The following is a 26,149-nucleotide window of genomic DNA, read 5'->3' on the forward strand; positions in this document are numbered from 1 at the left end:
GGAATTGCAGGTCTATGACGCGGCAAACAACGCGGCGCTCCTTCTGGCAGGCGTGGCTGATAGATGATTGATGTCCAGGCCTAATATTAGGGAGATTAGCTTTTAAACTCAATAAGATAGTTCGGCTGAACGAAGTTTTGCCGCAAGAGAATGGAAGCGCGGCGCGACCAGGGAAAGAACTAGCCCGCATCTCTCACAGCGCCTGTTGCGTTGGTTGACGTTGGGCTTTTGGCGGCGGTCGGGGCCAGGCTCGCCGCCGAAGACGCGCGCGACCGTCGCCGCGATGTGGGGCGTTTTGTCTGGGCCGGAGATGTATCCTTTTTGTTGGTAGGTGGGTTCAGGTCCGGCGGCATCATCGGGCCGCAGCGCATATTCGGGCGTGAGCCAGAGCAAACTCCTCGGCATAGGGGCAGGCCGAAGCCATCGCCACCTTGAGGCGGCGGACTGAGACGCGGACCTGCGCGCCGATCTTCAACAGCTTCAATCGGATCGTGCCGCAGGTGGCATCGGCAAGCCGGGTATGAGCGAGGCCGAGGCGGCGTAGCGCACCGATCAATACATAGGCCAACGACGCAAACCAGAGCCGCAACTGATTGGCGCGCATGGTGTGGGCGCTGGTGCGGTCGGCATAGAGATCGAGCTGGCATTCTTTGATGTGTCAATCGGCGTCCAAATTTGCACGCCGAAACACACTTTGATGCGGTTCTCCATGTCGCCGCGCGCGCAGTAAAGTTTCTCGTAAAGCGGTTGTGCCGCCCAGCATTCCGGTTCCAGCGAGGTGACGACGAAGCGCGGATTGGGGGCCGCCATCGTCCATTCGGCCTTGGCGACGACCCGCCGTCGCCGTGACCAGCTGTCCTTCGTCGACCACAGGAAGTCGCGGAAGACGCGGGCAGCCTGGCCGCTTGTCCCGGCCTCCAGGCGCGCTTCCTCCAGGGCCTCGGCGATCTCCTTTTCCAGCCGCTTGTTGCGGGCAAGACCAAAGACATAGTCGACGTTGCTGGTCTCGCACCAGTCCATCAGTTCGTCGCGGGCAAAGCCGGAATCGGCGCGAAGAACGATGCGCACGCCAGGCCAGCGCGTGCGGATTTGCTTGACGATCCGGCCGACCTCCTCGACCGCGCCGGCGCTGGCGTCGATGTTGGAGCGCCGCAGCTTGGCCGAAAGCAGATGTCGGCCGCAAAAGATGTAGAGCGGCAGATAGCAATAGCCGTCGTAATAGCCGTGGAAGAACTCTTCCTCCTGATTGCCGTGCAGCGGATCATCGGTGGCGTCGAGGTCGAGCACGATCTCCTCTGGCGGCCTGTCGTGTGCATCCAGGAACAGTTCCACGAACAACGCTTCCAGAGCCCCGGCGTCATAGACGATCTTGTGATAGCGCGTTGGCGCGCCGGGGCGGCCGTGCTCCAGCCGGTTCAAGGTGGATTTTCAGGCAAGGACTGCACAGTCTTGCCGCTTCGGCGTCAGCCGCTCCGACAGCAGCGCAAGCACCGGGTCGTGGCGCAGCGTGTCGTGATCGTCGACATCCTCGTAGCCCAGCGCGATCGCCGCAATGCGCTGCCCGACTAGCGTGCGCGTGCTGTGGACCGTGCACTTGCGATCGCGGCCATCAACGAAGCAGGCGGCCACCCGGTCGAACAGCCCGATGGCCGCATCGACGTGGCGAAGCAGCAGCGCACCGGCATCCGAGGGATCGCGCCGCCGTCGAAACCAGCGACGACTTTGTGGCCGTCGAAGCCTTTAAATTCCAACTGCGTGGAGATACAGTCTGTTTGCATCGGGGCTCCGTTACGAATCTGTTAGGCCTTTGTAGCAAAAGCAGTTTCTCAGATTCGCGGCCCCGGCACGCCCCTTACTTTGAGAGATTCGGGCTAGTGGTTTCCGCCTAACATAAGAGTCCGTTTAGGATTCCCTTTGGCGCGTGCGTCTGCGAGTGTGGCGCATGCGCACAGGAATATCTTCACCGTTTCTTCGACTGATCGCCAACGCCTGATGGCCCTCATCTTCATGGAAGCCCGCGGCGCCGATACCATCACAATTGATTTGGCAATGGAATGGGTGGCGTCGATGGGCCCGGTCCCGGTAGGGTCGATGGTTGCCCATCGCCCCCCGGCCAGATCCGTACGTGCGTCACTACCGCATACGGCTTCTATCGGAAGTTGTGGCGGTAAGCCGAGCAATTGGATGCGGATGCATAAGGTGGCACGGGGGCAGGTATTTGCCCGAGCTCCCATAGGAACCCTCCCAATCGTCGAAGATTGTCAGGTACCGCATGGTAGTTCAAATACCCCTGTAACATTTGCCGTAGCCACCGACCTACCACTGCCACCGGTTCATGGCGTCGCCGCGTCAGCGTTTCTCGAATAGCCGTCAGCGTCGTTCGCATGCGCTTCTTAATCGTCAGACGGACAATCTTGAAGCCACCATCATTGCGCCGCTTGCCGCAACAATGTGTGAATCCCAGAAAGTCGAAGGTCTCTAGCTTGCGGATACCACGTTCCCGGCATTGTTGCACAGCATACCGCCCAAAGCGGATTAGCCGCGTCTTATCCGGGTGCAGTTGCAAGCCAAATCCGGCGACTATTCCGGCAAATCGGACTACGGCAGGAGGGGAATCGCGACGGTCCAGAGATTCCCGTCACCGTTTCGCCCTCCAGACCTGATCAACTGGCATCGCGCTGGCGAAGATGTGGAACGCGAGCTGCCGGTTCCATCGACCTTCCTCAGCCATGCCAATGTTCGCGACACCTACTGGTATCTGTCCGCTGGGTCAGAACTGATGAACCATGCTGTAGGGCGATTGGACAAGCGCTGGGAGGTTCGGTCATGAAACGCACGAACGACCTGGCCGTGCTGATCGAGCGGTGGTTCACAGATCGGCTCATGAAACATCGAGGTGTAAGTTCCAACACCATTCCCTCCTATCGCGACACATTCTGGTTCCTGTTTGCGTTCGTACAGAGGCGCCTTGGGAGATCCCCATCTCAGTTGACACTGCGGGATTTAGACGCTCCTTTCATCGGCGCATTCCTGGAGGACCTTGAGACAAAGAGATCAATGTAATGAATCGAACGAAGCCACTCTCGGACAGGAGCCGCGCTATTTCCCGGACCGGTCTGTCATCTGTTCGCGGCAAGTCCGTCGTCGCCCGTTTCGAGCGGATGTGCTGTCACATCATTTGGGCTGATGCGAAAGCGCCAACTGATCCCCAAGCGTACTCTGCCGATGGCACAGAGCGCCACGCAACCAACCCTGTGCGGTGGAATTAACGCTTTACGATCATCCCGCGAAGGCAGTGCGCACACGGCGACGCATGGCCGACAGCAGACTTATCCCGCGTAAGAGCAGAAATATGTGCAGTGCGGCCCAGAGCCCGTCGTTGCCGAACATCTGGCCGAACGAGAACAAAGCAGCGATAAAGACGGCGCAGGATATGAGCATCGTATTGCGCATTTCGCGTGACCAGGCGGCGCCGATGAAGACGCCGTTCATCTGGGAGGCCAACACGCCGCTCAATGTGGCGAAGGCCGCCCAGGGAAGATACGAGACAGCCTCCGCACGCACGTCGCCTGCCTTTGTCATAGCGCCGATAAACCGTTCTCCGAATGAGAAGACCACGATGCTCGTGAAACCCGAGAGCGCGAATGCCCAGGCCGCGGTTAGCCTGACGGCTCGCGAGAAAGCTGGCTGGCAACGGGCGCCAACGGCACGGCCCACTAGCTGCTCCGCGGCCGACGCAAACCCGTCGAGGAAATAAGCCCCGGCGAAGAAGACATGCATCAGCACCGCATTGGCCGCGAGTGTTGACGCACCAAGCTGGGCGCCCTGCCGCGTGAATAGGACGTAGGCTCCCGTGAGCGCGAGAGAGCGGAACAAGATATCGCCGTTAAGGTGAAGCATCCGCCTCATCGCTATCCTGTTGAATGTATGTTGGCATGACATTTTAGGTATTTCACGGAAGCGTCCGACGAGAATCGTCATACCGGCGATCATAGCGATGGCCTCGCTGCACACGGTTCCCCAGGCCACGCCTGCAATACCCCAGCCGAGAGAAATACCTAGGACGATCGAGAAGGCGATATTCATCCCATTCATGAAAAGTTCCAGGAAGAGTCCGAGGGCAGCGTTGCCGCGACCTAGGAAGTAGCCGAGAAGCGCATAGTTGATCAGTGCGGCAGGCGCCGAGATCAGGCGGATGCGGATGTAGATATCCATCGCGGCAGCCACCGGCTGGTCCGCATGCATGAACCATTCGCCGATTACGGCAATCAGCGGCGAAAGCAAAACCATGACCAGGCCGGAAATCGCGGCCATCAATAATGCACGCCAGAAGACCGCCTTCTCTTCTGGAGTATCGCCCCTCCCGAAAGCCTGCGCTACTAACCCAGTCGTCCCGGAGCGCAAGAAATTGAATGGCGTTAAGACGACGTCGTAGACCACCGCTCCGGTTGCAAGACCTCCCAGCAACGCGACATCGCCGAATCGGCCGACAATGGCCGTATCGACGAGCCGAAGCAGCGGCGTAGTAAGATATGCGAGTGCCATCGGAATGGCGATCGCCAGGACCTGCCGATTGGTGACTCGGAATGGTCTAGATCCGAGAGGCTGCGCTTCCTGTTCCACGCTCGACTCCTAATTCATCTACTGCGACGTGATTGCCGGCGGTACTCACGAAAACCCTGCACCAATTTCAGAGAGCGGCTATCAACAGCCTTCCGTTTGCCAGATCTGCCACCTTGCGTCCGCTTGATCGGGTGGCACCCCTTGGCTCAGCGCAGTGAGTCGTCCATATTTGAAGGCTCCTCCCGCGAAGCTATTACGTGACGACCGATGTCGACCGCCAAGACGACCCTGCACCGGCAGACGTATCTCAGAAGCTGGAAAAGGGCCTGTCTCAGTCACTGCGATTAGACGGTCCATTAAGAGCTTTCTTTTCACCGGTCCGGGAGGGAGTGGCCGCAGATTGTTCCTGTCCGTCAAGTATCGGAAATGGTGTGATCGACCAAACGATCAAGTCGACGGCACGCTGAAGTATCGCCTCAGTCCGAACACGGCTGGGTGAGGCGGCGATGACATATCCGATCCTGTCTTGCGAATCGCCTTTCCTGACGATCGGCGCCTTGGGTTCAACACACAATTTAACCTCGGCGACACCTTGCAAAACAGCAGCCAGACGCTGGCCCTTGATCCAATCGAGAGTGCCATCACGATCAGGAACTAGGATCCGTGCTGCCGCAGTGTGCGAATGCCTCGTGGTCAAATCCGATTGGTGGCCGATGACGAGTTCTATGTGTTCGGTAACGAGATCGGCACCGTAAGCCAACTGGACCAGTTGAGGAGCGGGCGTGCCAGCAAGACGCGGATTGACCTCAATGACGACCGGGCCAAGCTTCGTCCACCGGAGATCGATGTTCTTCGGCCCCCAGCCAAGTCCAAGAGTTCGCAAACAGCTCACCGAAATCTCGGCGATCTGCTTATGTTGGTCATCAGTCAGCAGGGCCGGATAGATGTACTCACGGCAGACGAAATTAGGTGGCGGGCCGAAATCAGCGGCGGCAATCCCAACGACCTCATTTCCCATGATTTCAATGCTATAATGCGGACCTTGTGCGAATTCTTCGACCAGTATCCTCGGCAAGGACCGCCCTATGCCCGCCCGGCTCAACAGACGGGTCGTATGTTCGGTTAACTCATCGGCATCGCGGCACAATTGGACACCGCTGCTGCCGATGCCGACAGCTGGCTTGACAATCACCGGCAGGCCGATTTCCGTGGCCGCGCTTTCTACATCTCTTGCGTTCGCTGCCAAGCGATAAGCAGGTACGGGAATCCCGGCCTCTGCGAGGAGCTGACGTTGAGTGAATTTGTCGCAGCATCGTTCAACCGATACGGGGTTCGGTCCCCGTAGATCGAAATACCGGCAGAGCTTGCCAACTGTCGCATAGACCGCCTCCTGGGCGCTCGTAATGCCAGCAATATCATAGATCGCACGCAGCCGGGAACATTCACGGATCAGCGCCTCAAGACTGTTGGTATCGACCCGGATGGCGTCAGCGCCCTCCACCGCGAGGAAGTGGTACTGTGCTGGGTCAGCCGACAGGATAATTGGATGAAGACCAAGACGCTGGGCCGCTTGGACGTATCTCAGACTATTGCTTGCGCCTTCAATCAGGATGAGTGCCCTTTGTGCCATTGGCGTTGAACTTTCCTTGTGCGATGTGGTAGTCTGGGCATCAGCTTTTTCGCCGTGGTTCGTAGCTGCATTCTTGGCAGCATCATTCGTGCCAACCGTTTTGATTCCCCTATCTCCCTTCAAATACAGTTGTTTTCTACTGAAGGCGTCGTCGTGCGGGGCGGATTTGTCGCCTTCTCGACATAGTCGGCATCGGTCGTGTCCCGCCGAGTAGCTGCTATGGGGCGAGTAGCGCGGCTATGGTAGATATCGAGGATGGCGCGGTGCGTTTCCGCTGGACGGATTTATCGGCACGGCGATCGGCAAAGGTCATGACCGTGTCGGCCGATGAGTTCATCGCCGCTTTCTGTGGCACGGCCTGCCCGAGGGGCTTTGCATTGCATCCGCTATTACGGTTTCCTCGGCAATCGCTATCGCGACAAAAGCTTGCCCATTGCCGCGACCTACTCGGTATGCCGGTTCCCGAGCCATCAGAGAGCCAGGCTCCGAAAGAGTACCGCGACCGCTACCAGGAACTCATTGGGTGGTCCCTCAGGCAATGCCCGGCCTGTCGTCAAGGGCAGATGATCACAATCGAAACCTTCGACGGCGTCACCGGACCACCGCCATACCGGGATACGTGATGAACAAGCGCAGCACTTTCATCGTCGCCGCATCGCCCGGTGCGGCCGGCAAACCGGGCCGGTCCCGCGAAAGTGTGCGTCGTCGCGCCCACCAGCGCCTTCCGGTAGGTCAGGGAATCAATCGTCACCTCTTTCGAAACCGGAATCCGCGCTGCTTTCGTCACCCGCGCTCCCGCGACCCCCTGCATGCACGCCACCAGGCGATGCCGTTTCCTTGGACGGACACCATTCAATACCATAGAACGCCGTTCGCGCCGCGCGGCTTAGCCCAACAGTTTTTAGCTTACCGTCGCCATCAGACCCGTTGCGTTCCGCAATGTCGAATACCGCGACGCCAATCTAAAATGCTCTGCAAATCAACCTCCACATAGACGAACTCGACACATATCAACGGATCATGCTTCAGAACTTCCTGCACCCGAAGCTCCAGAGAGGGAAAGCCCACAGCGCATATCCGTAACCGCGGCGAAAGCCAACCTTGACGCCTGTTCCCATCGGAAACGGATTTACCGAAGTGTCTCCAGTCCGCGTAGGATCCGAAGCAGAGCCTTGACGTCGACATCGCGGTCGTTCGCGCTGACAACCTCCACCGGCTGCGTTCGGTAATGACTCCTGCTGTCGGCTCTATCTCTGAAACAACAAATGCTGGACAAAGTCGCTGGCAGGCGACGCGACATCCACTTGCCACGCTCGTGCGAGCCGGCGCCATTCATATAACTGCGAACGCGATATCCCATGTCGCTGCACCGTCGTCGCACACAAGCCAGGTTCCGAATAGCATCCGCACCGTCCCTTTTAACGTCAAAAATGACAGTCAGTGCCATATCCGACAATTCCTACAAGGCGGCCCTACTCGGATGCGTACGCAACTGGTGCTGCCGACAATCTGCGTCCGCATCGATCACGCCCTGATTGTTTCCCTCAGTGTCGAGCCCGGATACTCCTTGCGGAAGACGCCGCGCTTCTGAAGAATCGGGACAACCGATCGTGTGAATGCCTCGAAGGAGCCAGGCATTTCAGTGGGTGTTACAACGAAGCCATCGCAGCCTTCATTTTCAAAGAATTGCTGAAGCTTGTCAGCTACGCTCTTAGGCGTCCCCACGACTTGAGGACAAAACTCGCTTGTGGCAAACTGCTTGGCCGCTTCGCCGAGAGTGAGATTGCTGGGCTTGGTCCCTTGCAGGGTAACGTTGAAGCAGCCAAGCGAGTCGGTTACCGCCGGGATCTGGCTAATCGGCTTTTCTATCGGATATTGCGACAGATCAATGCCAGTACGATCCGCCAGGATGGCGACGCTGAGGCGCGTGTCGACCATTTCATTGATGTAAGCCTGCTTCTCGCGGGCAATCGCTTCCGTTTCGCCGACGATCACGTTCACCGAAACAAGGATGGCGCAATCGCCCGGATTCCGGCCAGCCTTAGCGACGCGATCCTTCATGTCGGCATAGAATGCCTGCATGTCCGGCAACGAATGCTGGAGCGTAAAGACAAGCTCGGCGTAGTTAGCGGCGAAATTCCGGCCGCGCGGTGACGATCCGGCCTGCATGATGACGGGTTGCCGCTGAGGGCTCGGCGGAACGGTGAACATTCCCCTTACCCCGATGTATTTTCCGGCAATCTCGGTGCGGCGCACCTTCCCCTCCCCAAGGAAGCCCCCGCTTTCCTTGTCCACGACGAGCGCGTCGTCGGCCCACCCCTTCCACATGTCGAGAGAGACCTTGAGGACCTCTTCGGCGCGGTCGAAAGGTTCATCATTCTGCTGCGTATCCTTGCCTGATTTCTGTGCCGCAAGATCGTTTGCAGAAGGGATGATATTCCAGACGATGCGGCCGCCGCTTAGCACATCAAGTGAGGAAAGCAGGCGCGCGATCGCAAAGGCCTCCTGGCAACTCGTCGGTATGGTCACGCCAAGCCCAATGCGCGACGTCGCCCGTGCCATTATCGCTACAAGCGGGATAGGATCGAGGAGTGAAATCTGTCCGCCACGTGCCATGATGGTTTCGTCGTAGAAGGACAGGGTATCGGCGAATATGAGGCCGTCAAATCTCCCGACCTCAAGCGTTCGCGCCAGCGTTTCCCAGAATGCGGGGTCAAGAAACCTATTCTCTGTTCCCGGATGGCGCCACATGGCATAGTGATGGCACGTTGGCCCCGCCATAAGGAAAGCTACGAACTTCATCTGACGTGGCATTCAGCGCTCCTTCACTTTGGCTTTCTACGCATAAAGAAGCAAGGAATGTTCCGCACGAGAGAACGTCTAGCTAAGTCACTGGCTTACAGTTATCTCTGTAACGCCAACCGAAAAGGAGAGCCAAGTATTCCCGTAAGGTTGTGGGCTCTTGTCAGGTTCAGGACAAGGAATCTCGTTCGAGAGCCGGGGAGGTGGATCAACGGAAGCGAGTCGACGTGCAAACTCGGTGTCAGCCGCACACCTTTACGAAGGATTGAAATCTTATACGGTGGCAAATTCGAAGAATCTGTCCGAAGCGGGACGCCTTGCACGCCGAAAGATCAGCCGAAGGAATGCGTGAGGCTAAGTTGCATCTGCGCGTTGCAATAGAAGTGCCCATCAATCCTGATGGACACTTATAACCTGCGGCTCGGTGTCGATCTCGCCCGGCCATCAATCTGCCTTGCCTCTCGTGTTATATGCTACAAACGCGACGCGGCTACTTTGTGGGCGCCGTTCGTCCAGAAGTGGGGGAATCGCTGCCCGTTCGCAGATCAGGAAACCATAGGCGGCGACGCACAAGGTGGCGTGGTGATGGAAGCCAAGCCGCGGCCTTCGAAATGCCCGAGGCCGATCTCCTGCTTGAGTTCCTGGTAGTCGCGCTCGATGCGCCAGCGCAGCTTGGCAAGGCCATCAGTGCGGTCGAAAGCAATCTCGACGAGAAGGGTCGACAGCCAATTGCCGGCTCCGGTTGCCCCTTCGGGCCACTCGATCAGCAGCCATTTCTCCGGCCGCGGCTCGGTGCGCCGGTGGTCGCGCTGGGCCACACGTACTCGCACGCGCGCAAAGCGTGAGGACAGCCGCTCTTTCCTGCCTTCGCGCCAGTCGATCCTATGCCAAGCCTGCCTGCTCGGGCAAGGCGAGCGCCAGCTCTTCCACCGCGACCGGTTCATGCTCGCTGCCCCGCCGCAAGCGCTTCGGCGGTCGTCCACGGCCCGACCAGGGCTTCGGCGGCAGCAGTCCCGTGCCGGGCGCCCACACCGTTGCATTCGACAAAATGCCGGCAATATAGCTCAACTCCACCGCCGTGACGGCCGCGCGCAGCCCCGCCTTGTTGCCGTAGCCGGCGTCCATCAGCACCACCCCGCGCGGCAGGCCGCTCGCACACAGGCCCAGCGCGACTGATCCAGCGCAATCTCATGCTTGGTCTTGGAGCCGATGTCGTCAGGAGCGCCCGCCTTGCGCAGGCGGGCGCCGTCATCGCTCCATCCCTGCGGCTGGTACAGCCGATAGGCCACCGGCAGGCTGACACGAGCATTGGCAAGCGACAGCGAGACGGCGACCTGGCAATCTGCGCTCACAGGGCATCAGCAAACCCGTGCAATAGTCCCGCAACGGACCTGCGCGGTCGTTTTGACCGACCGCGCTCACCAGTTCTTCGATATAGGTCGCAAAGCGCGAGCCACTCTCATCCGATCGTTCAACCGCCATCGGCGCCTCATCCTATCGTAAACTTCACCGATAGCTGATGCGCCGCAATCGACAGCCGCGACCTTCTGACTCAGTAGAACTACCGATCCTGGTAGTTTTCGAGAATTTCATCATCAAATAGTTTGTGGCGGACATCGCGCATACCAAACTCAGGAGCTGATGCGTCCGGTCGCGATTTTGGCCACGACTAACCTGGGGTGGCGCTCAAAGGTACGTGTCAGTAAAATTTAAAATCGCCAGCGACATGATTGGTGCACAATGAACGCAACGGTTTTGAAATTCGGAGGCTCTAGTTTTCAGCGGCCTGCTGATTTCCTTCGAGTCGCTAGCCATGTTGCCGGGCGATTAGCGGCAGGCGAAAAGAAAATCATTGCCGTGGTCAGCGCGATGTCGGGAACGACCGACAATCTCAATGCAGTCATGCTCGACGTCAACAGGCACCCAATACCATCGAACCTCGATGCGGCGCTCGCAACCGGAGAGATGCTCAGTGCTTGCCTCCTGGAGGCGGCCGTCAGCGGGCTAGGCATTCCTGTGACCTCATTAAACGGCTATTCCCTTGGAATACGTTCGAATTCAGACTTCGGTCGTGCTTCCGTAGAGAGCCTGGACCCAAATCCACTTAAAGCTGCATTACAGGAGAATAATGTTGTTATTGCCGCCGGTGGCCAAGCAATTGATCCGTCCGGCAAGTTAACGTTTCTCGGTAGAAACAGCTCCGATCTCACCGCAATCGTGATTGCGGCCATGCTCGGAGAGCGTTCTTGCGAAATATACTCGGATGTTCCGGGCGTCTATACGGCAGACCCTTATCTTATTCCGGGAGCACAACTGCTTCCAAAGATTGCTTATGGGATAATTGCACGGATGTCGCGACATGGCGCAAAGGTACTGCACCACCGAGCGGTGGACTATGCCGAAAAACACGCGATAACCATTACTTGCAAATCACTCACTAGTGACGGAGCAGTTACGGGCACGATTGTCACAGACCATGGGGACGGCCGTTCCGTGACAGTGACTCGTGAGGCAGCGGCTTTATTGTGCAACAGCCTCGCAGAACGCGACAAGATTTGCGCTCTTCTTGATCAACAGAACGTCGGTATACTTCGTTTGGAGGACGACCACGGGCCTGGCATATGCATTTTAAGCGATGTTGATTTTGCCATGCGCCTTGTCGCGAAGAAGGGCCCTCGCCTGATCTCCACGGGCTCAAGAACCGCAGTGACAGAGCTGGATTCTTCAACGTTGCGAGTTCACTTGGACACCGATTATGAACGAGCTATTTCCCGAGCGCGCCAGATTCATGAACGAATGTATCCTGGAACGGGTGGCGGACCGCTCAGGCCCACAACGGCCAAGCAGCGTTCCGCTTGTACTTCGCTGCTCATCCGCGCAAATAGTAGGCCGGAGAATTCGCAATGAGGCGGCGAATGGCCTGTTTGGTGACGTTCAGCTGTTCGGCCGACAGGGGGAGTAGACGCCATCCAGGTTCGATAACGCGCGCCTCAACCATGACAGCTTAAAGGTAAGGCGCGCCCCGAACAAGTTGGCGGACGGGGAGAATTTTCCCGGAACCATGTTAGCAGCAGCAGCGAGCCGTTGTAGCCCGCGGCGGCCAGGACGGGGTCGACGGCGTTGCCGTGCTGCTGGCGAACTAATGTAGTGTCCGTCCATAGTGTGCTGCAGCGTATCCCTCCGGCGGAGACCGCCTTGCGAAGTTCCGCGTTTCCCGTAAGTCTGCGCTCTCAAGATTGAACTTAAGAGCGCACTGAGCAATTCATGGGACATGCAGTTTTGCTGACGGGACCAGAGCGGCGTCGGGATGATCGTTAGAAGATCGCGCGCAGGATACTGGGGGAGGCGTTCGCGCCATGCGCGGTGGTTTCTGAAGTCGCACGCCGCTTCGACGTTTCGACTGGGCTGATCTACACCTGGCGGCAGCAAGCTTTCGTCAAGCAGGCCGAGCCTGCCTTTCGGCCAGCCAAGCTCGTTGACTCTGCCAGCAGTGACGCGGTCGAACTGGCCATCGCAGTGGACTTCCCAAACGGCGTGAAGGTGAGAATTGGCTCAGCAGCGCCATGCGACCTGGCAGCCGCGACCAAGGGTCTGGCGCTGCTTGTGCAGAGGGTCTCCGCCGAGGTCCATTTACGGCCGACGCCTTCGTCTTTCGCGGTACCGGTATAGCGGTATTCTGCAGGCGGACGCCTATAGCGGTTATGTTGCTGCCGACCATATGTAACGGTGGCCGGAAAAAGGCTCGCTTCCCCGGCCTGAACCGCAACATATGTTTCAACTCTGCGACCACGACAGCGCCTTCAGGAATGCCATCACGGATGGCAGCGAGCGCTGAGGACAGTGGCTTGTTGGTCAGAGATGTCGACCGAGCAAGCGCCTTCGCCTTCATTTCCATATCGACTTCGGTGTAGATATGCGTCGTGTCGAGAGACTCATAGCCAAGCCAGGCACGGATTGTGTTGATATCGACGCCAGCGCAGCAGGTGGACTGCCGCTATGGGCCGGACTGTATCGGGGGCTAACACGCTTCGTCTCAATCGACGGTACTGTTTTGCCCGCCAGTTCGGCGTAGTGGGTCACGCGTCTGTGGATCCCAAACCGCGTCAATGCAAGTTGGCCCTGTTCAAAAGGCCGGATCACACCTGCGACGTCCCTCAACGAGCCTCGACAGTGTCGTTGCAGTGGCTGGCCACAACTGCCTGCTGATTTGTACGCGTGGCTTGCGCGTACGCGCCTTACGGAAGCGACACGGTATGCGGTCCAGGTCTTCTTTGCCCCGTGAGCATGCCCATTCGATTGAGCGATGCGGCGGTATGTTCATCGGACCAGCGCCCGGCCATGCTTCGCATCACCGCCAAGGCATCCTCTGTCGTTGCGCAGCCATGCTTGCCACTCTGAAGCTTCCGCACCCTGAGTTCGGAGTGCTGACCACCCTTCCAAATCGTCAACAACGATGTCGGCAATCAACGTACGGAGCAATTGCTGGCGCGCGCATGGTCACACTAGGAGCATCCCAGGCTGCCTGTAGGTTATCCGCCAAATTGGCGAACGTGCCTGGGTCGACCGTGATGCTCGAAGGACGTTCGGCAGGCTTGCGCTCCTTGGGCAGCGTCGTCCCATGGCACAAACCCGCAACCGCAGGAGCCGACAATGTGTGTCCTTAGAATCCGTGGTTTGATGCAACGTGAAAACCGCCGGCTTTGCTTGCACAATGTCGCGTTTCGCACAATGAAGTCAGTAGGTAGGCGGTTTATGGGCGGCACTAGTGTAGTCCAGATCATCTTCCAAGGGCCCGGCTCCTCTTCCTTAAATTTCGAGGGCGTATGACCAGGTGCCGCTCCACTGTACGGTAGAGGGCAGGAAACCGCAGCCGGAGAATGCTCACGCGCTCATTGTAAGTCCTCGTTTGTTCAATCACGAACGTGATCGGTTTTAGAAGGAGCAGAACGCGGTAACCACTTTAGGTGCTCGCGTGGACAGAATTATCGAGAATGTCCAGACCACGTTCAAGCGTCTGCTCGTCAATAGTCAACGGAGGAAGAAGCTTGATAACCTGGTTGTCCGCGCCGCATCGCTCTACAACAAGCCCGTCTCCGAATGCTCTGCGGACGACTCTCTCGGCCAGTTCTCCTGTTCCGCAATCGAGTCCCAGCATCATGCCCCTTCCGCGTGCGGAAAGGCCAGAGTCGCGGTTCGTATCAGCAATCTGCCGAAGACGCACGCTCGTAATGGCCCCCATCTTTGTAACACGCGCAGACAGCTCTTCATCTGTCCAATATTTTTGCAAAGCAGCAGTCCCCGTCACGAATGCAAGATTGTTGCCTCTGAAAGTACCAATGTGCTCGCCCGGTCGCCAAACGTCTAGCTCGGGTTTGAGCAACAAAAGGGATAGTGGCAGGCCACAGCCGCTAAGGGATTTCGACAAAACAATGATGTCTGGCGATAGATCCGCAAACTCGAAACTGAAGAAATTGCCCGTTCGGCCGCAGCCTGCCTGAATGTCATCAATAATCAGGAGAATGCCATTCTTCCTGCACAGTCGTTCAACCGATTGCAGCCACTCTTTGCGCGCAGGTTTGATCCCCCCCTCGCCTTGGAGGGTTTCCAGAATAATGGCTGACGGCCGGTCAACTCCACTGCTTGCATCAGAAAGCACCCTCTCCAAATATTCCGAAGTGTCATTATCGACTCCCCAGTACCCGTCATACGGCATAAACACAACACCGCTTAGAGGAAGACCTGCCGCATCTCGGTAGTATCGATTACCGGTTGCCGCAAGCGCGCCTAAGCTCACTCCGTGAAAGCCGTTCGTGAATGAAACTATACTATGCCGACCGGTTGCCTTGCGCGCAAGTTTCAAAGCAGCTTCGACGGCATTGGTGCCCGTGGGAGCGGGAAACTGAAATTTATATGTCAGACCACGTGGGCGCAATATAATTTCCTGGAAATACTCCATAAAGTTGCGCTTTGCTGACGTAGCCATGTCCAATCCTTGAATAATTCCGTTCTCTTTTAGGTATTTAACGGCATTGTTCAAAAGATGGGGGTCGTTGTGCCCGTAGTTCAGTACGCCGGCTCCCGCAAGGAAATCGATAAATTCACAACCATTCTCGTCTTCCAGAATGGCTCCTGCGGCCGTCCTGAACACAACAGGAAAGGAACGCGAATATGACCGTACGTTCGACTCGAGGGTTTCGAAGGCAATTAGGGAATTGGAGCTACTCTCTTGGACCATGATCTTCCTCCATTAAAGCGACGGCACCAGCACTGAACATACTCTTGAGCTGACGATAGACCTCGGGCGCCTTTACAATCAGCTCTAAATGGGACTTCTGGCGGTGACGTCGCCATTTTAGTAGACAAGCTCGGCCTCGGCGCCTACTTGGGATGATAGTATTTTGACCGGCCGTTCTTTGGTATTCGCCTTGGCAATAATCCGTTCTACGATGCGGTTTGCGGCTTCCGGGCCAAACCTCCCGTCGGAAGCAAGATTGGCTCGCGCAAAGCACTGAACCGCACCGGATTTACCGGAGACCCCAACTCGTGAGAAGTAGGGTCTATGACAAGCAAGACGACGAACAAATTCTCTCCTGAAGTCCGTGCCCGCGCCGTGCGAATGGTGACGGAACATGAAGCCGAACATCCCTCGCGCTGGGCAGCGGTATCTTCCATAGCCGCCAAGATCGGCTGCTCGGCGCATACGCCCAATGAGTGGGTGAAGAAGGCCGATGTCGACAGCGGCAAGCGAGCCGGCCTGCCGAGCGACCTCGCCGAGAAGATGAAGGCTCTGGAACGGGAGAATAAGGAACTTCGCCAGGCCAAAGAGATTTTGCGCAAGGCGTCTGCGTATTTTGCCCAGGCGGAGCTCGACCGCCCACTGAAGCGATGATTTCCTTCATCGACGAACACCGCTCGGTGCTCGGGGTCGAGCCTATCTGCAGACTGCTGCCGATTGCCCCGTCCACCTATTACGAGAACGTCGCCCAGCGCACGGACGTGGATCGCCTGTCGGCCCGCGCCCGTCGCGAAATGGCCATGAAGATCGAGATACGCAGGGTGTTCAACGAGAACTTCCAGGTCTATGGCGTGCGGAAAGTCTGGCGACAGTTGCAGCGGGAGGGTTTCGATATTGCCCGCTGCACGGTCGCCCGGCTCATGAGGGTGATGGGGCTTCAAGGCGTTATCCGTGGCAAGCCCGTCAAAACCACCGTGTCGGACAAAGCCGCTCCATGCCCGCTCGACCGCGTAAATCGCCAGTTTCGTGCACCGAGGCAATAGCTTGCCAGAAACGGCCGCGCTCCTCACGCTGCCACGCCGATGGTCGTCCTGGAGACCGTTGTTTCTCTCGTGTGCATCTGTCCGAAGCGCGCTTGTGGATCGTCATTGCAACCTCCAATCAGTTGGTGTTGCGACGACCGCTTGAATCTGCCCAATACGTGTCCATTCGCTATTCCGAGCGGCTGGCCGAAGCAGGCATCGATCCTTCCGTCGGAAGCGTCGGCGACAGTTATGACAATGCCCTCGCCGAAACGATCAATGGTCTTTACAAGGCTGAGGTCATCCATCGGCGCGGACCATGGCGCAACTTCGAAGCCGTGGAGTTCGCCACACTCGAATGGGTCGACTTCCGTAATGGGGCGGTTGGTGTCAAGTACCCTGAGCTCACACGGATGCAACACGATGCGGTTGACCGCCCGCGGGCCAGTTTAAACCTTGGCTCCGGCGAGCGTGGGTTGCTGGTTTCCAAGTCATCTTCCCTGGCCGGGATGGTGCTTCCGTCCGTGGTCGGCGTTATAGCCGCCACACCATGCCTAGTCCAAGAGCGGTTCCCGCGCGCCCATCTGGTTCGCGTGCTCGAAGCTATGCTCGGCTACAGTCGACCCATCGGCGTCATCGGGTACCGCGTCCCGGCGAGGGACCTCGAAGACCCAGCGCTACACGCGCGGCCTGTTAACTCTTCCTGGTAGAACTCCGGCGGCGAGGAGCAACTACGCTGCGGCGGCTGCCACGGCAGCCTCGCGGGTGAAGCGAAACACCTTTCCGTCTCTCCACATCCGGTGCAACACCACACCGATACGCCGTGCCAGTCCAACCGTCGCACGTTTCTTTCCGCGCCGCTGGGCTACCTTCCACGCCCAGGCTGTCAGCCAGTTGGGTTGGCCGCGATTCAGCATCACCGTGGCAGCCTGATAGAGAGCCGTTCTGAGTCCGGCGTCTCCTGCCAGCGTGACCTGGCCGACGACATCTCGCTCGCCTGACTGGTTGCGCCTCGGTGTCAAGCCGGCCCAGGGGCCGACATCCTTCGAGGAGCGGAAACGATCTGGATCATCGATGGCACAGCGAACGGTCAGCGCTACGATTGCTCCGACACCCGGCATGCTCATCATAAGCCGACAAATGGGATCGGCCTTAGCCAGATCGCGCAGCTGTTTCTCCAGTCTGGCCAACTCACTGCGCAACTCCATACGGGCCCGCAGGATCGGAGCTGCCGCGGCTTCGAGCATCAGATTGCCCTCAATCAGCTCCCGGATACGAGCCTCGAAGCCCCCTTTGCCGACCTGTCCAATCTTTAGCCCGAAGTTGCGTAGAACGCCTCGCAGCGACAGTTCGAGATCGATGGCCGACTGTTGAATTGCTTTACGCGCAGTCAGTATCGCCCGCATTTCCTGAGCCGAGACAGATTTGCAATGCACGGGGCGGAACCAGCCCATCTGCAGAAGTCGGGCTATACCCTCAGCATCCCGGCGGTCCGTCTTGATCGGCATCGCCTTCAATGCGCCCTTCACCTGCCTCGTTTCCATCAACACGACCTCGAAGCCAGCCTCGGTAAGGGGCTTATAAAGCCATTGTGACAACGGACCGGCTTCCAGTCCCACCACGACCACGGTCCCCGACAAACTGCGCAGGAACAAAGCCAGCGCCTCCGGCTCGGTCTCGACCTTGGTTTCTTTCGCTACCTTGCCGTGGGCATTCAAAACGCAGATGGCGGTGCTCGCCAGTGAAACGTCGAGGCCGATAAAAAAGTCCATGTCGATGTCCTTCGTTGTTGAACAAAACCGGGGCGCCTCATGGCAAGACCCCGCTGACACGCTACGCGCGCCAAGGACAACGACAACTCGCCTCCAACTTCGCAACAAACTTGAACAGTGACGATTGGCTCGGAGCCCCATTACGGCATCTGGTTCAACAACCGGCGTCTTCTGGAGCCCATTGGAAACATTCCGCCAGCCGAAGCCGAAGAACGCTACTACGCCATGCTGGACGCGCCAGCCATGGCCGCATAACTTAAACCAAACGGTCTCCGGCAAACCCGGCGTGTGTGGATGCCCCCGGTTTGGCAAGAAGATTTTTTGACGGCTGTCCGCGAACGAGGAATTCTATCGGTCGTGTGTCAGGCCTCTTGATGTGGCCTGATTAGCCACGGGCCGGGATGCAGTTCGAAGAACAAGGGCCACATCGGTTCAGAGAGCTTTTTGCTCGAGCGCCGGGACTGGTTTACCCCATTCTGAACATTGAAGTCCTTTCCGCATTGTTCCGTCAGTCGATCTTCTTACCGGGGCTGTTGGCCCCAGGCGTCACCGCATTGCCTTTTCGAGAAAGGCAGCGGATCACGCCATTCTGTAATTCTGCTCCCTGGTCATCATTGCCCAAATGATGCGCGCCATCTTATTGGCGAGCGCGACAGCAGCCACCATTCGAGGCTTTCGGCCCAGAATGCTTCCCAACCAGTTATCCGGTAACACGCCCTTGCGCACGATCCAGCGGATCAGGCTCATCGCTCCGACGATGAGTAGCTTCGGATATCGGTCTGCCCCATCTTGCTGACACCACCCAGTCGGGTCTTGCCTCCCGTGGAGTGCTGCCTGGGCACAAGGCCGAGCCAGGCAGCAAAATTCCGGCCGCTCTTAAATGCGCGGAGATCGGGAGCAAATGCGAGGATCGCGCCGGCGGTCACGGGTCCGACGCCGGGAACGGTGCAAAGTCGACGCATATCTTCATTCGCCTTGGTTGCTTCTCGAAGCTTCAGCATCAGCCCGTCGATCTTCTCGGTCAGCATTCTGATCTGGTCCAGGTAAAGCTGACCAATCTCTCTGACTCCAGCAGGGAGATCATTTGTCTCATTGGCCAGAATGCCCACAACCGCAGTGAGATTGGCTAGTCCTTGAGCAACGACAATCCCGAATTCGCCGAGGTGCCCACGCAACGCATTGATGAGCTGGGTGCGCTGGCGCACGAAGCACTGGTGCGTTCGAAACGCCACCGCACGCGCCTGATGTTCAGCGCTCTTGACCTCGACATAATGCATGTTCGGTCGCTGTGCAGCCTCAGCGATCGCCGCTGCATCGGCTGCGTCGTTCTTCTGTCGTTTGACAAACGGCTTCACGTAGATCGGCGGAATTAGCCGTACATTATGGCCACAGCCTTGAGCAAAGCGGCCCCAGAAATGGCTGGTGGCACGGTAATCCTCCCGCAAATTAACGGGCTTCAAAAGTAGAGTTTTCTCGGGCTTTATGATCGAGGAGATTTTGATGAAGATGAGCAGATTTAGCGAACCACAAATCCTTGCCATCCTTCGCCAGGCGGAAGGGGGTGTCCCCGTCCCCGAACTTTGCAGGGAACATGGAATGAGCACAGCGTCATTTTACAAATGGCGATCCAAATATGGCGGCATGGACGCGTCGATGATCAGTCAGATGAAGGCTTTGGAGGATGAGAACCGTCGGCTGAAGAAGATGTATGCCGAGATGAGCATGCAGGCAGAACTGCTGAAGGAGGCTTTGGGAAAAAAGTAACGCGGCCATCTCAACGCCGGGAGATGGCCGGGAAGGCAGTGGCGTTGCGCGGGGTGAGCATTGCGCTTGCCTGCCGCACCTTCGCGGTCAGCGAGACCTGCTATCGTTACAGCGCCAAGCTGAACGACGAGAACGAGCAGATCGCCGATCTCTTGATCGGACTGACGCGGGCAAAGAAGACCTGGGGCTTCGGCCTGTGCTTCCTTTACCTGCGCAATGTCCGGGGACATCGCTGGAATCACAAGCGCGTATACCGCATCTACCGCGAGCTGGAGTTGAACCTCAGGATCAAGCCACGCAAGCGGTTGAAGCGGGACAAGCCCGATGCCTTGACTGTGCCGGATGCACCGAACCTGGTTTGGTCCATGGATTTCATGGCGGATCGTTTGGAAGACGGCAGGCAATTCCGGCTGCTGAATGTCCTGGACGATTTCAACCGCGAGGGGCTGGGAATCGAGGTAGACTTTTCGCTGCCTGCAGAACGCGTCATCCGCAGCCTGAACCAGATCATCGAATGGCGCGGCAAACCGTTCGCCATTCGTGTGGATAACGGACCTGAGTATGTCAGTGGCAAACTGATGGAATGGGCCGAAACCCAAGGAATTGCCTTGAGCCACATCCAGCCCGGAAAGCCGCAGCAGAATGCCTATGTCGAGCGCTACAACCGCACCGTCCGACATGAATGGCTCGACCAATACATCATTGAAAGCATCGAGGAGGCGCAGGAATTTGCCACGCAGTGGCTATGGACCTACAACAACGAGCGGCCCAACATGGGCATCGGCGGCATCACACCCGCACAGAAACTGAAAATGGCCGCGTGAATTCTACGATGGAGCTCCGTTAAAAACGGGGGGATTACCGCACAGGCCTCCATCGCGACGATGCACGGCGACTGCTCGTTCAAAAGTTGCTGTAATCGGGCTCGCGAAAGAAGCCGGTTGAATAGAACCGCCCCGCCGCGATCCGTTCCACAGACTTGGAAGCTCCGCTTCGCGAGGTCGATCGCAAGGATATGCACTTGTGTCATCTGCCTTCCCTCCGTAAGCGCCACCGTGGCGCGAAGCAGGCATCATACCGACGCCGGCGGAAGGGGGCATCCACCCCATCAGTTCACACTCGCACGTTTGCCTTTAGCCAAGCAGGTAGAAAGGTATCCACGAGGCATTTCCTCTACGACATCAAGTGGACCAATCGATAGGGGAGCGCCTTCACAATTCGATGATACCGAAGTTTACTGCTTTTATGGCTGCGACCGTTCTTGTTGAAACATTCAATTTTCGCATCACATTTTTAATATGGAAGTTGACAGTATTTTGGGAAATTCCCAAAATAATACCTATATCCCATGACGATTTTCCTCTCGCGACCCACAGAATGCACTCCTTTTCTCTTGGAGAAAGGCTGGTCGTATTCTCGATTCGAGTAGAATTCGACAACTTGGCTACCTTCAGGTGGAATTGCCTGCGGAAAGCTGCAATGCTCGATTGATCGCCAACTCGCGATTACTTGGCCGAGAAGGCTGCTATCGCGCCCGCTCGATGGAGCGCGGATGCCTGACCTTAAACCGAACGTCGCCGCCTCGTCGATCGAGCAACATCGTCACTCTGGTCGAGCGGCGAAACGACCCGCAACAAACGCCTCCGTCGCTGCCTTAGGGAAAGCATCGACGCGACGGGAGAATATTGATTGTGCACTCTTACTGCTGAACCCCAAACTTGGGGGACTGTAGCCATTCGCTGCCGTATCATAGTCTCTCCTTTAGTGAACTACTTGTTGTCACAGATGTACGACGCTTTGGTGTGTAGAGACTGCAGCCCAGCGCCCCTTCGTCGGCCGGCGGCATCGCAAATTGCACTGTCAACGCAGATCTGAGCAGACCTGGTATGTCCATCAGATCGGCTGGTATTTCAGCCAAGTGACGAACCAGCTTCAAACGCCGTGCCAACTCCACAGAAAGGTTCTACATTTTTTATCAATAACTTAGTCTACAAAGGCAAAAGTAAGACGAACATCCTCATGTCGTGGATGTGTCAAACCTGACAGGAGGCCCAACTGCTCATGAGACCTGCGCGCGGGGGTCTGGACCGAAGCGAACGACTGTGATTCTATGCCGACAGCGCGGTGCGCACCAAAGGTGGCGCGCCGCGCGTCATCGCCACCGCCATGTGGGGGCGCGACGAAGCCGAAAACCCTGGCACGTCTCGATGCCTGGAACCAACCGATCCATCAATCCATGACATCCGTGGCCGGATCGAGAAGATCTTCGGCGCCTGAAAGCAAAGCTATGGTCCTCGACGCAGGCGACGGCGCCGGGCTTGCAAAGGCCGCCATGCAGATCCGCCTCACCGCCATCGCCGACAATATGAAACGAATTTTGAAGATCGTTGCCGCCGCCGGATAGGCGGCAAAACAACACGCCTTCCGACGGGTCGCGAAGACGTGTTCATTATGCATCTCCCTCTAAGCAGACTCCGCCAGCTTGACCAACGAACCTCGGGTGTGATTCGGTCTTCTCACTGATTCGAGGGTGAGACATGGCGGGCAAATCTCCGGTAACGGCGGATGAGGAGCAGCGTAAGGCGCTGCAAGCGTTGGCGCATTCGCGCAACCGCGGCGAGGCGGATCGGGCGCGGGCGATATTGCTGACGCTGTCGGGCTGGACCAGCCCGCGCATCGCGGAAGCCTTCGGCGTGCGCGAGGACGCGGTTCCTGTGGCGTAGCTGGTTCGCCGAGGGCGGGATCGAAGCATTGAAGGCGACCGTGGCGCCAGGCCCGGCCCCGGTGAAGACTGAGGCCGCGCTGCGTGTCGTCACCCCTCTGATGGAAGCGCCGGTTGCCAACCGGCCCAATTGGACGATTGCGCGCCTCATCACCGAGATCGAGGCGCACGAGGGCGTCAGGATTGGTAAATCACAACTGTCCGAGGCGCTGCGAAAAAACTTCCGCTGGCGGCGGCCCCGGCACACGCTGAAAGGCCGCCAGAATGCCGGCGAGATCGCGCGCGTCGGGCTGCGCCTTCAGTTGCGCAAGGCCCAGGCCGAGGCTGGCGGCATCGTTCTCCTTTATGGCGACGAGAGCGAGGCCCTGACACACCCTTATCTGGCGCGGGCGTGGGCCAGGTGCGGTGCCGACCTGCGGGTACCGGCGCCGGGACAGGCCAAAAAAGTGGCGATCGGCTCGCTCAATCATGTCACGCGCCAGCTGATCGTGCACACAAGTGCGACCAAGCGCTCCAGCGACTTCATCGCTCACCTGGTTCAACTCGACCATCTGTACGGCCCCCAACCAGGACGCCCCATAAAGCCGGTCGTGCTGGTTGAGGACAACGGGCCGATCCACGTCAGCAAGCTCACCCGCAAGGCCCTCGAAGCGCGCAAGCACTGGCTTACCGTCGAGTGGCTGCCAAAATACGCACCCGAGCTCAACGACATCGAGGTCGTCTGGCGCGATCTCAAGGCGCACCACCTGGCCCATCAGACCTTCACCGACCACGCCGCGCTCGATTGCGCCATCCACGTAGCTGTGGAGGCCTTGAACAACGAGAGATGCCTCCATCCGTTGGGCAATCGGATAATCTCTGCTTAGTACCTGGAAACATTGGAAGTTGGTTCTGGAAATCCGTGCGACATGGAGCGTCTTTGCGCCTCAGCGCGGCCTTAACGGCTTCACTCTGCAGGTCTGACAGATTGATCTGGTAAGGCGCGCCCCCGAACGAGCAGACGGGCAGGGAGAATATGCTCCTTTATGAGGCGGCGAACGGTGTGGTTGAAGCTCCCTGGCCGCTTCCGTCATAGTGCGTGATTCGCTGTTCTTGTCGGCCGAGAGGTACGCGTCGACCCCTTTGACACGGCGGATTGAACTTACCCGCTTTGCGGTACAGGTTTTGTTTTGTCCACTGCGCAGCCCCATCCAGTTGAGGGAGACGGCGATGTGATCATTCGGCCAGCGCCCGGCCATACTGCGGATGACTTCCAGGGCATCTTCTGACGTTTGCATCCATGCTCTCCCACAATTGCGAGTGCTGGCCGTCCCGCCGGTGGATCGTCAGGACGACTTCGCGCGTCGATTTCATCGACATCGGTGACAATGTCGGTGACGAGCCCGCGAAGGAGTCGTTGGCGAGTGCGCATGGTTACACCAAGCCCTGTTTGCTCTTGGCACAATCCATGCACCGTATATCCGCAAACGCCTCTCAGTGAGGAGAGATCGCCTTCCCACAATACGTACCGACAGTGCTCTTGCCGTTGCAGTACCGCTTTCCAAGCGGCCGAGCTAGTAAGTGCGCTATGGACCGAGAACCTAGCGCACGATTTGACGCTCAAGATCTAGCGAGTTGGTCGAAGCTACACCTAAAGGATGGCGCTATGGCACATGACAATAATGGGGATCCCCTACCGCCGCCGCTGGTGCTAATCGCTGCGGCAGACGTTAGCTTTCGTTTGTTTCTGGAGTATACCGTCAAAGGTAAGGGCCTTGTTGTGTCCGGGGTAAGCGATGGCGAGACGTTGGTCAAGCGCGTCGAGGAACTAGTTCCGGACCTGTTGCTTCTCGAATCACGGCTGCGTGGCTTTGAGGCGCAGACGCTTTGTGCATGCTTGCGCAAGAATCACCGAACGCGATCAACATCTATTATCGCGATTGCCGCCGAAGGTGACGAAGCAAGTCGGAAAGCAATACTTGAGTCCGGTGCCGATCAGTATCTCTGCAGACCATTCTCGCCCGAGACACTATTAGAAAGTATCGGCGCGATCTGGCCCAGCTCGGATCGAGACTACGCCGTCGGAAATTCTATCTTGACCTTTCTCGATCTCGAACTGGATGTGTGCACCTACCGCGTACGACGAAACGGCCGACTGATCCATCTTCCTCCAACTGAGTTCCGCCTATTGTGCCATTTCATAAAGAACCCATACAGAGTGTTCTCCAGGGATGAACTTCAGGACGCAGCTTGGCCGCGTGCTGTTCATCTTGGCCCCCGCACCGTTGATGTTCACATCGGCCGCTTGCGCGCGGCCCTCAATAAGGCTGGCGGACGTGATCTCATACGGACTGTGTGGTCCGTCGGATATGCACTTTCGGAATGAGCGAATGCTAGGGCGTGGTGACGATTTAACTTTGGAGCTTGTCATATCGGGTTGGGACGCGTCGGAACTGCTTGAGCTTGTTGAAGAATCGTTCGATCCTGTTGCGCTCCTTGTAAAGCTGGGCGTAGTAAGAGCGTAGGACGTTGCGGTTGCGCTTGGGCGGAATGACGACCTGGGTTCCGGCCTCAGTGGTGGTATCGACGAGGTGGTCTGCGTCATAGCCCTTGTTGGCGATCGCGGCATCGGCGTCGATGCCATTGATGAGATCGTGGGCAAAGGCGATGTCGCTGCGCTGTCCGGGGCTGGCGATCAGGCGGACCGGCAGCCCGAGTGCCTCTGTTGCAGCATGGATCTTGGTGCTCAATTCGCCGCGGGACCGGCCCAGACCCTGGGCATCCACCCCCCTTTTAGCTTGCGTGCGCCGGCCGCATCCTGATGCGCCGCACGATGGTACTATCGATCATCAGCCGTTCGAGGTCAGCGTCCCGCGCCAGAACCGAAAGCATCTCGTCAAGAACGCCCATTTCGATCCAGCGGTAATAGCGCCGTTTCACCGCGCGGGTAATCGCTAAGCCGTGCGGGCAGGTCACGCCAGCGATCGCCCGAAGGGGCCATCCACAACAGCGCATCAAGAAACAATCGGTTGTTCGTGCGCCGGCCGCGTTTGCCCTTGGTGCCGCCCGCCACAAAATCCTTGATCCGTTCCCACTGGTCATCCCGAAGCGCATCGCAACCATCGCCGATCTCCAAAAATCAGCTTTGAATCTGATTTGCGCCTCCGGGGGAATCTGGAGGGTTTTGTGAGGTCGCGCGAGGATGCGCTGGCGACCGGACGCGATGCGCGACCTCATTGAAGCCGGATTGAACTGGCCCGCTGACGCTGGCACGGCGCTATGGATTTAGCGCTACAGCGTCTGATCTTGGCGCGGCGGCGCCGGCGGCAACCTGGCGGTGATGCGCGGGATGCCGCCGCAGCAGGGACAGACGGACGGATCGAAGGGCGCGCGATGACAACCTAAGGCCCGGCGGCGCTCCGGCGGGCATCGGCCAGCAATCGCCTGATGATTGTGAGCCGGGTGCGGCGAATGCCGTTGACGAGGAAGCCGTAATGGCGGATACGGTGGAAGCCGTCGGGCAGGGAGTGGAGCAGGAGCCGGCGGATGAACTCGTGCGGCGCCAGCGCGTCATTGAGGGTGCCGCATTGCTATGGCGATAGTCGCGCCAATCGAAGGTCACGCCGGTTACGCCGCAAGACCGGCGCCATCGCGATTTGC

General features: G+C 58.1%; 18 protein-coding genes, 7 pseudogenes and 1 other annotated feature. Of the genes and pseudogenes, 10 read left to right on the top strand and 15 right to left on the bottom strand.

What is annotated here, in order from left to right:
* Positions 1 to 352: 352 nt before the first annotated feature.
* From OLZ32_RS32495 to OLZ32_RS32505, 3 genes and pseudogenes are all read right to left on the bottom strand, one after another.
* Positions 353 to 1,778: pseudogene (locus OLZ32_RS32495) on the bottom strand (IS1380 family transposase).
* Positions 1,779 to 3,279: 1,501 nt separating this feature from the next.
* Entirely contained in the window at positions 3,280 to 4,623 is a 1,344-nt protein-coding gene (locus tag OLZ32_RS32500; RefSeq protein ID WP_264424410.1) for an MATE family efflux transporter, read from the bottom strand.
* A 271-nt stretch (positions 4,624 to 4,894) separates the two neighbouring features.
* Positions 4,895 to 6,193 (bottom strand): ATP-grasp domain-containing protein, encoded by a 1,299-nt coding sequence (locus tag OLZ32_RS32505; RefSeq protein WP_264424520.1) that lies wholly within the window; start codon positions 6,191 to 6,193, stop codon positions 4,895 to 4,897.
* A 227-nt stretch (positions 6,194 to 6,420) separates the two neighbouring features.
* On the opposite strand from OLZ32_RS32505, the pseudogene OLZ32_RS39480 reads away from it, so the two are divergent.
* Positions 6,421 to 6,816 (top strand): annotated as a pseudogene (locus OLZ32_RS39480) (transposase); the annotation flags it as partial.
* On the opposite strand, the gene OLZ32_RS32510 reads toward OLZ32_RS39480, so the two are convergent.
* The 4 genes and pseudogenes from OLZ32_RS32510 to OLZ32_RS39490 all read right to left on the bottom strand — a co-directional run bounded on the left by OLZ32_RS32510 (position 6,747) and on the right by OLZ32_RS39490 (position 10,347).
* On the bottom strand, positions 6,747 to 6,980 hold the full coding sequence (locus OLZ32_RS32510) for a hypothetical protein (protein ID WP_264424411.1): 234 nt from the start codon (positions 6,978 to 6,980) through the stop codon (positions 6,747 to 6,749). The pseudogene OLZ32_RS39480 and the gene OLZ32_RS32510 sit on opposite strands and share 70 nt — an antisense overlap.
* Positions 6,981 to 7,717: 737 nt before the next feature.
* Positions 7,718 to 9,007: an LLM class flavin-dependent oxidoreductase gene (locus tag OLZ32_RS32515; protein WP_264424412.1), complete on the bottom strand. Its 1,290-nt coding sequence runs from the start codon at positions 9,005 to 9,007 to the stop codon at positions 7,718 to 7,720.
* A gap of 533 nt (positions 9,008 to 9,540) precedes the next feature.
* The gene (locus OLZ32_RS39485; RefSeq protein WP_406649180.1) at positions 9,541 to 9,813 is read right to left on the bottom strand and encodes a hypothetical protein; all 273 of its coding nucleotides are present in this window, start codon (positions 9,811 to 9,813) and stop codon (positions 9,541 to 9,543) included.
* A 64-nt stretch (positions 9,814 to 9,877) separates the two neighbouring features.
* A pseudogene (locus OLZ32_RS39490) lies at positions 9,878 to 10,347 on the bottom strand (transposase).
* Positions 10,348 to 10,735: 388 nt separating this feature from the next.
* Between OLZ32_RS39490 and OLZ32_RS32525 the strand changes: the two are divergent.
* Both OLZ32_RS32525 and OLZ32_RS39495 read left to right on the top strand, forming a co-directional pair.
* Positions 10,736 to 11,902 (top strand): amino acid kinase family protein, encoded by a 1,167-nt coding sequence (locus OLZ32_RS32525; protein ID WP_264424413.1) that lies wholly within the window; start codon positions 10,736 to 10,738, stop codon positions 11,900 to 11,902.
* A gap of 429 nt (positions 11,903 to 12,331) precedes the next feature.
* A complete protein-coding gene (locus tag OLZ32_RS39495) occupies positions 12,332 to 12,664 on the top strand; it encodes a transposase (protein ID WP_406649209.1) in 333 nt (110 codons plus the stop codon).
* 516 nt (positions 12,665 to 13,180) lie between these two features.
* Here the strand turns inward: OLZ32_RS39495 and OLZ32_RS32530 are convergent.
* Both OLZ32_RS32530 and ectB read right to left on the bottom strand, forming a co-directional pair.
* Positions 13,181 to 13,592 (bottom strand): annotated as a pseudogene (locus OLZ32_RS32530) (recombinase family protein); the annotation flags it as partial.
* Positions 13,593 to 13,955: 363 nt separating this feature from the next.
* Entirely contained in the window at positions 13,956 to 15,230 is a 1,275-nt protein-coding gene (gene ectB, locus OLZ32_RS32535) for a diaminobutyrate--2-oxoglutarate transaminase (RefSeq protein ID WP_264424415.1), read from the bottom strand.
* A 324-nt stretch (positions 15,231 to 15,554) separates the two neighbouring features.
* On the opposite strand from ectB, the pseudogene OLZ32_RS32540 reads away from it, so the two are divergent.
* Positions 15,555 to 16,629: pseudogene (locus tag OLZ32_RS32540) on the top strand (IS3 family transposase); the annotation flags it as partial.
* Positions 15,839 to 15,955, top strand: a sequence feature (AL1L pseudoknot). (Overlaps the previous pseudogene by 117 nt.)
* A gap of 354 nt (positions 16,630 to 16,983) precedes the next feature.
* Here the strand turns inward: OLZ32_RS32540 and OLZ32_RS32550 are convergent.
* Positions 16,984 to 18,024, bottom strand: coding sequence for an IS110 family RNA-guided transposase (locus OLZ32_RS32550; RefSeq protein ID WP_264424417.1), 1,041 nt, complete (start codon positions 18,022 to 18,024; stop codon positions 16,984 to 16,986).
* 117 nt (positions 18,025 to 18,141) lie between these two features.
* Between OLZ32_RS32550 and OLZ32_RS32555 the strand changes: the two genes are divergently transcribed.
* On the top strand, positions 18,142 to 18,279 hold the full coding sequence (locus OLZ32_RS32555) for a hypothetical protein (RefSeq protein WP_264424536.1): 138 nt from the start codon (positions 18,142 to 18,144) through the stop codon (positions 18,277 to 18,279).
* A gap of 324 nt (positions 18,280 to 18,603) precedes the next feature.
* Here OLZ32_RS32555 and OLZ32_RS32560 read toward each other — a convergent pair whose 3' ends face one another.
* Entirely contained in the window at positions 18,604 to 18,771 is a 168-nt protein-coding gene (locus OLZ32_RS32560; protein WP_264424419.1) for a hypothetical protein, read from the bottom strand.
* Positions 18,768 to 19,484 (bottom strand): IS110 family RNA-guided transposase, encoded by a 717-nt coding sequence (locus tag OLZ32_RS32565; RefSeq protein ID WP_264424421.1) that lies wholly within the window; start codon positions 19,482 to 19,484, stop codon positions 18,768 to 18,770. Before OLZ32_RS32565 ends, OLZ32_RS32560 begins: the two co-directional genes overlap by 4 nt.
* 40 nt (positions 19,485 to 19,524) lie before the next feature.
* On the opposite strand from OLZ32_RS32565, the gene OLZ32_RS32570 reads away from it, so the two are divergent.
* A protein-coding gene (locus tag OLZ32_RS32570; protein WP_264424423.1) for an IS3 family transposase occupies positions 19,525 to 20,612 on the top strand; the annotation gives its coding sequence in 2 pieces (ribosomal slippage) (positions 19,525 to 19,786 and positions 19,786 to 20,612; 1,089 coding nt in all).
* A gap of 387 nt (positions 20,613 to 20,999) precedes the next feature.
* On the opposite strand, the gene OLZ32_RS32575 is transcribed toward OLZ32_RS32570, so the two are convergent.
* Positions 21,000 to 21,227 carry a helix-turn-helix transcriptional regulator gene (locus OLZ32_RS32575; protein ID WP_264424425.1) on the bottom strand — a complete coding sequence of 76 codons (228 nt, stop codon included), beginning with the start codon at positions 21,225 to 21,227 and terminating at the stop codon, positions 21,000 to 21,002.
* Positions 21,228 to 21,912: 685 nt separating this feature from the next.
* Between OLZ32_RS32575 and OLZ32_RS32580 the strand changes: the two genes are divergently transcribed.
* From OLZ32_RS32580 to OLZ32_RS32600, 4 genes are all read left to right on the top strand, one after another.
* The gene (locus OLZ32_RS32580) at positions 21,913 to 22,065 is read left to right on the top strand and encodes a hypothetical protein (RefSeq protein ID WP_264424427.1); all 153 of its coding nucleotides are present in this window, start codon (positions 21,913 to 21,915) and stop codon (positions 22,063 to 22,065) included.
* A 260-nt stretch (positions 22,066 to 22,325) separates the two neighbouring features.
* Complete coding sequence (locus tag OLZ32_RS32585; protein ID WP_264424429.1) at positions 22,326 to 22,511, top strand: hypothetical protein; 186 nt, start codon at positions 22,326 to 22,328, stop codon at positions 22,509 to 22,511.
* 28 nt (positions 22,512 to 22,539) lie between these two features.
* A complete protein-coding gene (locus OLZ32_RS32590; protein WP_264424431.1) occupies positions 22,540 to 23,376 on the top strand; it encodes an IS630 family transposase in 837 nt (278 codons plus the stop codon).
* Between the two features lie 779 nt (positions 23,377 to 24,155).
* Positions 24,156 to 24,875 (top strand): response regulator transcription factor, encoded by a 720-nt coding sequence (locus OLZ32_RS32600; protein WP_264424433.1) that lies wholly within the window; start codon positions 24,156 to 24,158, stop codon positions 24,873 to 24,875.
* 25 nt (positions 24,876 to 24,900) lie between these two features.
* Here the strand turns inward: OLZ32_RS32600 and OLZ32_RS32605 are convergent.
* Both OLZ32_RS32605 and OLZ32_RS39590 read right to left on the bottom strand, forming a co-directional pair.
* Positions 24,901 to 25,619, bottom strand: a pseudogene (locus tag OLZ32_RS32605) (IS5 family transposase).
* Between the two features lie 161 nt (positions 25,620 to 25,780).
* A pseudogene (locus OLZ32_RS39590) lies at positions 25,781 to 26,123 on the bottom strand (transposase); the annotation flags it as partial.
* Positions 26,124 to 26,149 lie beyond the last annotated feature (26 nt).

Source organism: Rhizobium acaciae (genome assembly GCF_025941625.1).
Classification (GTDB): domain Bacteria; phylum Pseudomonadota; class Alphaproteobacteria; order Rhizobiales; family Rhizobiaceae; genus Rhizobium; species Rhizobium acaciae.